The organism is Halomonas sp. McD50-4, assembly GCF_022348135.1.
Taxonomy (GTDB): Bacteria; Pseudomonadota; Gammaproteobacteria; order Pseudomonadales; family Halomonadaceae; genus Vreelandella; species Vreelandella piezotolerans.
Genome location: NZ_JAKRFG010000015.1, coordinates 1 through 11859 on the forward strand (window position 1 = coordinate 1; position 11859 = coordinate 11859).

Genomic DNA, 11859 nt, shown 5'->3' on the forward strand with positions numbered 1-11859 from the left:
GTAGGAAAAGGGCTGCGTTCTGGCATTACTCAACAGCCACTCGCGCTGAAGATGCGAATCCTGATAAGCAATGCCAACAGCCAGTACCTTCAGACCGCTCAATCAGCGCCCTCGTGAATAAGGCGGGTTAATTACAAAGCGTAAGAAGTTATTCACGCAGCGAAAAATCCAGACCAAGCTTTTTTTCAAGGCTTACAGTCTTATCCGCATGGTGTTCATCACCCCCAACATCATCGGAAGCAGGAAGCCCGAGCAAATTTTTGAGGCGAAAATTTTCTTGTTGCAGGCGAGAAATTTTTTCTGCCAACTCAGACCTTTCTTTCGCGTGCTGCTCCGAGAGCTCTAATAGCTGCTTACGATAAGACTCATCATCCAACGGAGTATCAGACATATTAGCAAACCCCATATTTTTCTAAGAATCGCATAGAGGAACTATTCAGCATTTGGTTAGAAACATCCTCGTAGACATTATTGGATGAACAATATTTTTCAAAAGAAGTGATATTATCACTTACTTTGACATCAACGCCAAATAACCCAAGATCTTTTAGGGATGAAGAAATTAAACCAAAAGTAAAACCATTATGACCAGCTTCACTTGACGTCAAATGACAATATTTTAGTGGAAGAAAGCCAGTCTTAGACTTCACCTTATTCATCATAATACTATCTAAAGACTTATTTGCAGAAACCCCACCCCAAAGATCAAACTCCATATACTCCAAAAGTGCACGATGTAAAAATCTACCTAAACCTATCGTTTCGCCTAAACGATGTGGTTGAGATTGAGATTCACCAGAGTAACCGTACCCTTTCCAATAGATGGTTTTCTTATGATAATAATCGTGCAAATAACAGTCTTGAAACCCTGCAAAGAGTACGCCTTTATCAATGAGAGAGCAGTAATGCTGAAACGTAGCAGAGCAAATAAAGTCATCTGAACCAAGGACAATTAAAGCATCGAAATCCAGAGCTTTACAGTAATCTAAACCCGCTTGCCATTTTTGAGATAAGGGGTCATTAGGGTGCTCAATATAAATAGCCCCACCAGCTTCACAAATGCTTCGTGAAACCGACTTTTCAGAGCCAACGGCTACTATCTGAACAGACACCTGATCATCTAGCGTAGAAAACAATTCTTGGTAGTAATTCAAAAAAAGGCGTGTTAAATCGTGTCTTTTCCATACACATGTTAAAATTACAATTTTTTTGTTTTTTCTTTTTGGTAATCGAAAATTTGAAAAAAACAACTTGTCATCTTTCAATGACTGGTGATCTGAAAATCGCATCACATGAGAATTGATGATACTGATGGCATGCCATACATGCGCAGTTTTCTTATTCATAGCACTGTGTATACGCATAAAGTTTGCGACACACAAAACAAGAAAATCAAAATCGAATGAAAACTTAGGGTTCTTCAAAATAAGTTTTGCGAGAACAACAATCAAAAGCGCATCACCTGGATTACTCCTCAGGCCACGAGCAATTAGATCATAGCAAAGAGAGAACTGATCATCACGTAAAGCTTTATCACACTGATGAGCCAAGCGAAAATTATCAATCATTTAAAAACCTTCAAACTAGGCTTTAACACCATGAGCAAGAAAAATAGAAGAATAACCTTTTAAAACAACCTTCTCTACGGCTAGATCTGTAAAGAGATCGCCAAATCGATTCTTTACATCCTCAACATCAAGGTAAAAACGAACATGACCAAATGAATCGAAATTTGGAACAGAGAAAATGATACTAGAACCAGTAGGAAAACTGCTTAGCAGCTCAATATCCTGCTCAATATGCTCAAGTACTTCTAAAAGCAGAAAAACGTCATTTTTATTTTCCTGAACAATCTCAGAGTCGAAAGCATTTCCAACTAAAAACTTAGCATTGGGTACTCTTTCAGAAGCTTTCTGTATAGAGATTTTGCTATAGTCAAAACCAAAATAATCCACTGCGGGTATATGTTTAATTATATATTCTGCAAACTGCCCTGGCCCACAACCCACATCTACGATGGATTGAAATTCATAAGTTTTAAAGAGCTCACAAATTTTATCCCATACAGGAACATAAATAGAATCAGCAGATGCTGAAGCATATTTTTCGGAATGCTCATAAACAGCATCATAAAACCTATGAGATACCTCATAGCTGTATCCGTTGTTCGCTTGATGCTCAAGTTCTACTAACATGGCAGAAGCGGTAAGCGGAACTTTTTTATTTAAAGATTCACTTATGACTATTGCATGGCGCAACATACTATAAGCAGTATTGATATAACCTTGTTTTCTAAGAATATCAGAAGCAAAAACCGAAAACCCTAGTTCTTGGGAATAAACAGTATCAATACTAATGATATGCCAAATATAATTTTCTGCTATTTCAAAACTTTTCACATCCCTATAGAAAGCAGCTAGGACATGAAAGAGTTTACTATTAAACACTCCTAAAGATACAGAATTCTCCAACAGCTCAATTGCTCTCTGGATTTTGTTTTGATTTCTTAATGACTGCGCCTTCGCAATTAGGTAAGAAATCGGCTTAGCCTGTAATCTAAGAAGCTCTCCATACACTAGTTCTTCTTTAAAGTATGCCTCATCAGAGGCATATTCTTTAGCAAGTTTCTCTAAACAAGAAATTCGGTCATTAGCACCATCACATATATTCTTATTATCCATGACCAAACACCTTATAGTGAAACTAACAATGCACCCACAACTGATTCCACCTCATCTTTACTTAAATAAGGATGCATAGGCAAGCTCATTACTTTTTTGGCCACCTCATTACCTACAGGGAGGTGAGCCTCCAAATTCTGCACAGCAGGCTGTAAATTTAAGGGGATCGGATAATGAACAGCAGTTGGGATATTTTTTTCTTGCAATAGTTTCTGGACAGAATCTCTATTATCTACACGAATAGTGTACTGAGCCCATGCTGATGAATTCTCATCACGCACGCATGGAATAGTATTGATACCATTCTCAGAAAGTAATGAAGAGTATAATTTAGCGGCTTGGTCGCGCTGCTTTAACTCTTCATCGAAAATTTCTAATTTAGGCAACAAAATAGCCGCTTGCAAAGTATCCAGCCTGCTATTAACACCCACTCTTATATGATGATAGCGCTTATCCTGCCCATGGCGAGCAATCTGACGCATAACTGTTGCCAGCTCTTCATCATTTGTAAAAATTGCTCCGCCATCTCCATAGCAACCTAATGGCTTGCTTGGAAAAAAGCTGGTACATGCTATGGTGCTTAAGTTACACGACCTAGTACCTTTATAGGTAGCGCCAAAGCTTTGTGCAGCATCTTCAATAACAGGGATATTATATTTTGATGCAATAAGATTTATCTCATCAAAATCTGCACATTGACCGAACAATGAAACAGGTATGATTGCTTTTGTTTTAGGTGTAATAGCTTCTTCCAGCTTTTTTACATCTAAATTATAGGTATCACGATCAATATCAACATAAACAGGTTTGGCCCCTAGTAGAGCTACTGTTTCGGCAGTAGCAATATAGGTAAACCCTGGAGTGATCACCTCATCACCTGGGCCTATCCCAAGGGCCATTTGGGCAATTTGGAGAGCATCCGTACCGTTAGCACAGGTAATACAATATTTTGCTCCAGTAAACTTCGCTAATTTTTCTTCTAGCTCAATTACTTCCGGACCAAGTATATAATTACCGTGTGACAGAACTTTTTGGATATTGGAATCAATTTTATCTTTAATGATGGCCTGCTGAGCAGCTAAATCAATAAATTGCATGATTAAACATCCACCTTCGATAATTTACTGTCACTAAGCTGATAGACATGTCCTGTATATTGGCACTTAACTTCAGCATGACCATTTAAAGGCAAATCTAACTGCTCTCCGTATTCACTCATCCAACCAATCTGGCGTGCGGGAACCCCCACCATGAGTGCATAATCGGGCACATCCTTATTTATAACCGCGCCGGCTCCAATAAAAGCATATTGCCCAATTGTTACTCCACAAACAATTGTACAATTCGCTCCAAGAGTAGCCCCCTTCTTAACCAATGTATCTCTATACTCATCCTTACGCTCAATCAATGAGCGCGGATTATAAACGTTAGTAAACACCATGCTGGGACCGCAGAACACTCCCTCCTCAAGGTGAACGTTATCGTATACCGATACATTATTCTGTATCTTACACTTATCACCAATGGTAACTTTGTTACCAACAAACACATTTTGCCCTAGTGATACTTGTTGACCAATTTTTGCACCAGAACATACATGCACAAAGTGCCATACTCTTGATCCGTCACCAATTTGGGCACCGTCATCAACAATGGCAGATTCATGAACTTGATAGCTCATATTATTCCTTGATCAGTTTACTAAGGAATGGATGCCCTTCACCTTCTGCAGGCTCTTCAAACTTTGCAGTTCGTATTTGATTTACGGTTTCTACGCAATGGCGAGCATCTTCAATTCCATAACCACGACCCGCAAGAATTTCCTGATAACTGATGGTATGTAAATCAGTAAAACCAGCAGAAAACTCTATTTGCTCACCTTCACAACTAATATTTCTAAATGTAGTTTGCTTTCCTTGCACCTCAGAGGGCAAGTCATTGGAATCAATAGAGAGAAACCAAGGCACCCTTGCCTTCTCATACTCTAAATAGCCCGAAGCCTTATATTCATTGGCATAATGCAGTACGTTTTTCTCAAGCTTGCCAAAAACGAAATGCAACATATCAAAGAAATGCACACCAATATTAGTTGCAACACCGAAGGATTTTCGTGGATCGCCCTTCCAGCTTTCCATGTACCATTTACCACGGGATGTAATATAAGTGAGATCTACGAGATACTTATCTTCGCGGTTTTCACTTGCTACTTTTTCTTTTAATTTAATAATAGACTCATGGTGGCGCAATTGAAGAATATTGAAGACACGTTTACCTGTCTCTTTCTCAACAAGTGCTAACTCGTCTAATAGATCAGGAGAAGGCACCAATGGCTTCTCACAAATAACATCACACCCCATTCTTAAAGCGGCAGCAATGTGGGCATGGTGTAAATAATTAGGGGAGCAAATAGAAACATAATCAAGTGCAGTTTTCGGATCACGTTTCAAAGTATAAGCATGTTCTTGGAAGCGCTCAAACTCAGTAAAGAACTCACTATCAGGTGAAATACTATCAATGATACCAACAGAATCATTGATATCGTAGCCAACACTCAAGTTATGGCCAAGCTCTTTGATAGCTTTCATATGACGAGGAGCAATATAACCGGAAGCTCCAATTAATCCAAAATTCTTCATCAATTATCTCCTTCTTACAAACGTAGATCTGATTCATTTTTAGATAAAACATGCTTCACATCATATAGAACATGTTTTTCTTTACCAAAGGAGCGAATTTTTTCAGCTCCCCATTCTTTAAAATCAGAGTGATCTACAGCCAAAACCACAGCATCGTAGGCACCTTCAAGCAAATCGCTTTCTAGCTTAATACCATATTCAGCTTCTACTTCTTCTGGCTCAGCCCACGGATCATAGACATCAACGTGCATATTGAAGCTCTCAAGCTCTTTGATCATATCAATGATCTTAGTATTACGGACGTCTGGGCAATCACCTTTAAACGTAAAACCTAGTACTAAAACGCGAGCTTCATCAATATGAATTTTCTTACGGCTAACTGCTTTGACTAACTGTGTAGCCGTGTATTGCCCCATTCCATCATTGATACGTCTGCCAGCAAGGATCACCTCTGGCTGATAACCAACTTCTTTAGCTTTGTAAGTGAGATAATAAGGATCAACACTTATACAGTGCCCACCGACCAAACCAGGTTTGAAAGGTAGGAAGTTCCATTTAGTACCTGCTGCCTCTAACACTTCCTGACTATCAATTCCAAGAATGTTAAAGATTTTAGCAAATTCGTTGATTATGGCGATATTCAAATCTCGCTGCGTATTTTCAATTACCTTAGCAGCTTCAGCGACCTTAATAGAGCTAGCGCAATGGGTACCAGCAGTAATGATTGATGCATAAAGATCATCTACAAACTTAGCTATCTCGGGTGTCGAGCCAGAAGTGATTTTTCTAATTTTTGTCAGCGTATTAATTTTATCGCCTGGGTTAATTCGTTCAGGACTGTAACCCGCATAAAAATCCTGATTAAATTTTAACCCCGAACCCTTTTCGATAACGGGTATGCATACTTCTTCTGTGGCACCAGGATAAACTGTAGACTCATAAATCACTATGTCACCTGTTTTTATAACAGTAGCTAACATAGCCGAGGCCTTGCGCAGAGGGTTTAAATCCGGCGCATTATTTTCGTCAATGGGTGTTGGGACAGTGACGATGTATACATTACAGTCTTCTATGTCTTTTACATCATAGCTGTATACTAGGTTTGTTGCGGTTGCGAGATCAGTCTCTGAGACCTCAAGTGTGAAGTCATGACCTTTCTTTAATTCGTCAACACGCTTTCTATTGATGTCAAAGCCTATGACTTTTTGTTTTTTACCAAATTCAACAGCTAAAGGGAGGCCAACGTAGCCGAGCCCAATTACAGCAATATTAGTAGCGCTAGTATCTCTCATAGTACACCTAAATGATAAGCTAAGATTTAATTTTCCAAATTCCAAAAACGTTCACGCAAGACCGCATTTGTACGCTCGGTATTGCTTTTATATCTCACAAATATTGTCTCACTAAAATCTATCTCATTATGATCAATCCAGTTCCTTGGATGAGGAAGTACAAACAGGGGAATTTTATTATTTAATGCATAAACTCCCATCCATATGTCCGCCATATTTTCGCTTTCAAATGCATCATAACCAACTTTGACAAATTCTGTATCAAAAGCCATAACTCCTGTGCCAGCAAACTCTACTCTTTCTAGATGCTTGACCTCTTCCAGGCATTTATAGTTTTGAGCAATGTTAGTGTAATAACAACTTGCATCACTATCTAAAACACGTCCGTGATACGAGACTATGGCAGGTTGCTCTAGAGTAGACAAATAACTCAAAGTTCTGGCAACGTAATCAGGAGGGTAATAGAGGTCATCATCAATTGAGAAATATAAGCAGTTTTTGTCATGCCCAAGCATATAAAATTTGCCAGCATCACCTCGATCAATACCCGTTTCAACAGAACTAATTAGTTCAATTTTCGGATCATCTAAAAATTCAGCGGGCTCATAAAATCCATTTTGATATACGTACAATTTATCTACTTGATTTATTATGCTTTCGACCGTTTGCTCCAAACTCTCCATTCTACTTTTTATAACTGCAACACCTGCTACTATTTTTTTACTATTATATTTTTTAAATGCATATTTGTAAGAATAGTGGCTTTCCCATTTCTTAGTAGATAGGAGAGGGTTTGCAAGTCTTTCCTCGTAATTCATTTGGCTTTGATGCTCGCCATGCAAAACCAAAGACCTTATAACTTGGTACATATTAAAGCCAGAGGATTTGAAGCGCTTAGATAATTGCGCCCCTACTCCTGAGGATTGTAGAGGTTTGTTATCCCAAGTGCTTAGTGGGATTTCTTTTAGTCGATACCTCAACAAGGTTGAATCAAATACAATGGCCATATCTAGCCATTGACTTTTAAACACACGAGTACCTTTAAACTTAACTATTTCCCTTTGATAACCAGTCCAACACTGCTCGCGGCCATCCTCTAAAAGATTTAAAGAAATCTTTTTATCATCATCAATAGCATTCCAGTAATGCAAGGATTTCTTAAAGAAGCCTTTCTCTAGTTTGACATCATCTGGCAAATAGTAATAATAATCAGCATTCTTTTTAGAAATTTTATCTAGTATGAAGTTAACGGTTCTCCAATATAATTTTTTACCTCCATTATTTTCAGCTCGATAAATCTCGACAAATTTTTCATATTTAAGCAGATCAGATTCCAATTCAACTGGTATAGTACTAGCGTCATCATAGACAAATACAAAAGCTTCAATATTATCATTTTCTGCATTTGAGAAAATATCTCGTAAGAGATCATTTAACATCTCTTTTCTATTAAATGATGGTATACCTATAGCTACCTTTATTTTGCTCTTATTCGTGAGGCCCTTTTGATTTAGCAGTTGCAATTTATCGTACATTTTAAAGGATTTAAAAAATTCAGGTTTTAAAACATCGTAACTTTCATTTGAAACATTATATTTCTCGAATGCTGTTACATTTTGACTATGTTTTACATCAAGCCCTAATGACCCGTGGTCTTTAAATTTAGCTGCCACTAATCCAAAATTGAATTCATCATTATTCACAATAAGTTGAAGTTTGTCATCCCATGTCACTGGCGACATACCAGTTTCCTTTACAATTCTCCTTTTCATTAGCCCGTCTAAGCTCTTGTTCGCTTGCAAGCCTTTCCATATATTGTAATCTAAAAACTGTATTAGCGGCCTGAGCAAAAGTCTGCCCAGGCCTATTGTTTCGCCTACCCTTTCTGGCTGGGCTAAACCTCCAGATGCTGAACCATAACCTTTCCAATACCCTGCAGTTTCTGACTTTACATCATATAAATATAAATCTTGAAATCCAAAGAACAGAGTATTTCTCTCAACTGCTGTTTTATACGTATAAAAGACATCTTTACTAACAAAGTCATCAGATCCCATTATGACTAAAGCATCAAAATCATATTGCTTTGTTTCTTCAATACCAGCTTGCCACTTGCCACTTAATGGCTGATTAGGGTGCTCAACATAATTAAAACCATATGATTCACACAGGTTTTTGGATAGCTCGCCTTCAGAACCAACTACAATAACATCTAGATCAATATCATTTGATATTTCTTTTTTTAGATCACTATAATAGCTGTAGAACAATTCAGTTAGATCATATCGTTGCCATACACAAGTCAGCATGAGCAACTTCACTTTTTTATTTTTTTGAAACTTGTTTTTATTCAAATAGTCCAAAAATTTATTTTGCGAACTATACTTTTGACGCATTGAATACTTATTAGCCAAACTAATTACAGGCCAAACTGACATAGTATCTAGTTTTTTTAACGCTCGATCTGCTATGAAGCTTTGGGTTATATCCTGTAGGCTATCGAGCTGGCTGGCATCTTGTAATTTCTTTATTGCACGAATTGCCATAGTCAATGCAATAGCATTACCATGCTGTTTCTCAAGTATTTTAACGCATTCCTTATAAGCTGCTGCATAAGATCCTTCTTTTAATTTCTGTTCAATTGAACTAATTTTAGAAACTTGCATAGCTCTTAACATCCTTTTCGATAAATTTAAACTTTTAAATCTGATTATTCACTATATACTAAAACTATTCTCTAGACCCATTATCTCTAGGTAAAGATTTAGTTATATGTTGACCAAGAGCATTTGTTGTTTGCTTTATGAAGTTTTTTTGCTCTTGAAGAAGACTACAAACTCTCTCTTCTAAATCATTTACCTTAAAGATAAACAGTTCTTCTCTTTCGATTCTTTCTTTCTGCTTATTTTTTCTTTCAGTATCAATCAAGCTTTTCAGATGAGTCTCAACTTTTTCAAGCTCTAACACTTTTGCTTCTAAAGCTTTAGTTTTGTTTTTTAAAATTTGGCACTCATCTTTAACTTTAATCAGATCTGTTTCTGCTTGCCTACATTCCTCTGCAAGAGTAACAAAGGCATTATTCACGTCTCTGACACATACCCAATATTCATTTTTATTATCTCTATTTGGTTCTTTTGCTGCTATTTTAAATCCGAAATCTGTAATTGCAGAAACAACCACATTTACATTCATTTCTTCTGGTAGACCTTCACAACACGGCACCCTGATTACTAATACATTTACATTTCTTAATGCATCTGCATTCAACAGCTTGACTGATATAAAATAGTCAAGTATTAACCAAGATTTTTTTTCTTGATCACCAAGAGCGTAAACATCTTGAAGTGGAAGGAAGTTACATTCTTTACTACTTAACGTCGTAATTTTAGGCCAAATATGACAGAGCAAACTAGCTGGAATAAGTCCAGACTCAGATGTTAGGCTTAGATTATAAAAAATATTATCAGCAAACCCATTACTAACCACTATATTCTCAAATTGCCACCCCTGAACTCTTGAACACCACTGGCCTTTAAGTTGCTGATATTTTTTTTCCACCCCTTCAATAAGAACCACATCAGTTAATGATTTTGCATGTGCCCAATGTATAAACTTACTATTGCCAGAACCTGCACCTACTATGTAGACAGTCCCAGGGGGAAATATTTCATGCAAAAGGCTCAAACACACAGCACTACTATCTATATTTATGTTTTTTTGCAGCATGCTAATCTCTTTGCAATTTGATTAAGTAACAAAATCAGGGTTTTCTAGCTTTAAATTTTTTTGCTTCCCCATACATTAAAAATGGAATTTTTAATATTCCAAAAGGTGTGCTTCCGTTATTCATAATAATAGTGCCTAGTTTATATGACAAATGCTGCTTAACTTGTTCAGCTTTGTGAGCATCTGCATAGGTGCCAATGGGCGGCAGCTTCTGTTTACCACGGTTAGCTATATCTTTCTTGTAATTTTTATGCTCTTTTTTGAGTCTAAATGGCAAAAAGATAAAATCGGATAAACTATTAGACTTCACTACTACTGAGCCGAGCCTGTACGTAAGCTGCCGTTTGACTCTATCTCCGGCACCGTACATTAACTGCTGAGTGTTATTTTCATTTGTTTCTGAAGGAGCTCCAACATTGGGATCTGCAATTGCATTTTGAATCAACTCAAGCTGAATCTTCAACAATGTATTTTCTTCTAATACATCTTTATAGCCTTGTGTATTGCAAGAATTCTTGTCAAACCCACTTTGGTTACTAACAGAGCTGCTGCTATTTTCTAGGCGCTGTTTAAGCTGTTCGTTCTCTCTGGCAACTTGCGAAAACTTATCAGCATATTTTTCTTTTCCTATTAATGCGTCTTGGCTTTCTTTTTCCAGCATTTTGATTTTATCAAACAGCCTATTCAACTCTTCACCAAGTGAATCCCATGCCTGCTCAGCACTAATCTCCCCCATGTCAGACTTAAACACTAGTGAATTCACTATTAATTCTTCGTAAATTGACTGGGCAGGATGATTAGATAAAATCTTGTCGCCTAAATATGATACAACACCAGAAGATTTTAAGCTTTCACTTTGCTTCGCATAGCCTTCTAAATCTGAAACAGAGCTAACGCTTTCGTATACCGCGTTTTTTTCATTTTTAGCTATGTAAGATAAACTACAAAAACCGAGGATCTTATTCTTCACTTCGCTGTTTTCTTTGAGCAACATAAATGCGTCACGATCAATAAGACAACTGCGCTCAGTGTGTTTGTTATAGAATTTTAAAACCTCATCATAGTAAACAGACCAATTATTTAATTTTTCTTCATGGCTTAGGTGATTTTCATTTCGTGAGTTAAAATCTAATACAGACTGTGGCGATTGATACAAAAAAAGAAAATATGTTTGGTCATCTATTTCAGCCCACATTTCGAGAAGCTGCAATGTATTACTCGCACTCCAACCCCATGTTGAAGATTGCTCAATATTTCCTAAAAGAAAATCGAGCGCTAAGCCTTGCCATACATTACTTGGCTTGATTTGACTAAGCTCTCCTTCTACCTGTGCTTTATCAATACTTACTGCATTTAAGTTCTTTAAGAGCGAGTTTTGCACCTGATCGATAGTCAGCCCCTCACGCCTTGATGGAAGCGGCGTAGACATTCCATTTTCATTAAGCCACTTTTCTACTTCCAGGCTATCTAAGGAGGGATGTGCAACAATAGCTATTCTTTTCAATTTTAACTCCATTCTATTAA

Annotated in this window: 10 protein-coding genes; all 10 read right to left on the bottom strand. The window is 37.3% G+C overall.

Features of this window, described 5'->3' with window-relative positions:
• Positions 1-148 precede the first annotated feature (148 nt).
• The gene (locus MHM85_RS15690) at positions 149-391 is read right to left on the bottom strand and encodes a hypothetical protein (RefSeq protein ID WP_239286452.1); all 243 of its coding nucleotides are present in this window, start codon (positions 389-391) and stop codon (positions 149-151) included.
• A 1-nt stretch (position 392) separates the two neighbouring features.
• Complete coding sequence (locus tag MHM85_RS15695) at positions 393-1568, bottom strand: hypothetical protein (RefSeq protein ID WP_239286451.1); 1176 nt, start codon at positions 1566-1568, stop codon at positions 393-395.
• A 15-nt stretch (positions 1569-1583) separates the two neighbouring features.
• Entirely contained in the window at positions 1584-2681 is a 1098-nt protein-coding gene (locus MHM85_RS15700; protein WP_239286450.1) for a class I SAM-dependent methyltransferase, read from the bottom strand.
• A gap of 11 nt (positions 2682-2692) precedes the next feature.
• Positions 2693-3778, bottom strand: coding sequence for a DegT/DnrJ/EryC1/StrS family aminotransferase (locus tag MHM85_RS15705; protein WP_268825209.1), 1086 nt, complete (start codon positions 3776-3778; stop codon positions 2693-2695).
• A gap of 2 nt (positions 3779-3780) precedes the next feature.
• Positions 3781-4362, bottom strand: coding sequence for an acyltransferase (wbpD, locus tag MHM85_RS15710; protein WP_235253702.1), 582 nt, complete (start codon positions 4360-4362; stop codon positions 3781-3783).
• A 1-nt stretch (position 4363) separates the two neighbouring features.
• Positions 4364-5317: a Gfo/Idh/MocA family oxidoreductase gene (locus MHM85_RS15715; protein ID WP_235253700.1), complete on the bottom strand. Its 954-nt coding sequence runs from the start codon at positions 5315-5317 to the stop codon at positions 4364-4366.
• A 14-nt stretch (positions 5318-5331) separates the two neighbouring features.
• Positions 5332-6609, bottom strand: a complete 1278-nt coding sequence (gene tviB, locus MHM85_RS15720) for a Vi polysaccharide biosynthesis UDP-N-acetylglucosamine C-6 dehydrogenase TviB (protein ID WP_239286449.1) — start codon at positions 6607-6609, stop codon at positions 5332-5334.
• A gap of 26 nt (positions 6610-6635) precedes the next feature.
• A complete protein-coding gene (locus MHM85_RS15725) occupies positions 6636-9275 on the bottom strand; it encodes a glycosyltransferase family A protein (RefSeq protein WP_239286448.1) in 2640 nt (879 codons plus the stop codon).
• Positions 9276-9339: 64 nt separating this feature from the next.
• Complete coding sequence (locus MHM85_RS15730; RefSeq protein WP_239286447.1) at positions 9340-10335, bottom strand: hypothetical protein; 996 nt, start codon at positions 10333-10335, stop codon at positions 9340-9342.
• Positions 10336-10369: 34 nt separating this feature from the next.
• Positions 10370-11839 carry a hypothetical protein gene (locus MHM85_RS15735; protein WP_239286446.1) on the bottom strand — a complete coding sequence of 490 codons (1470 nt, stop codon included), beginning with the start codon at positions 11837-11839 and terminating at the stop codon, positions 10370-10372.
• Positions 11840-11859 lie beyond the last annotated feature (20 nt).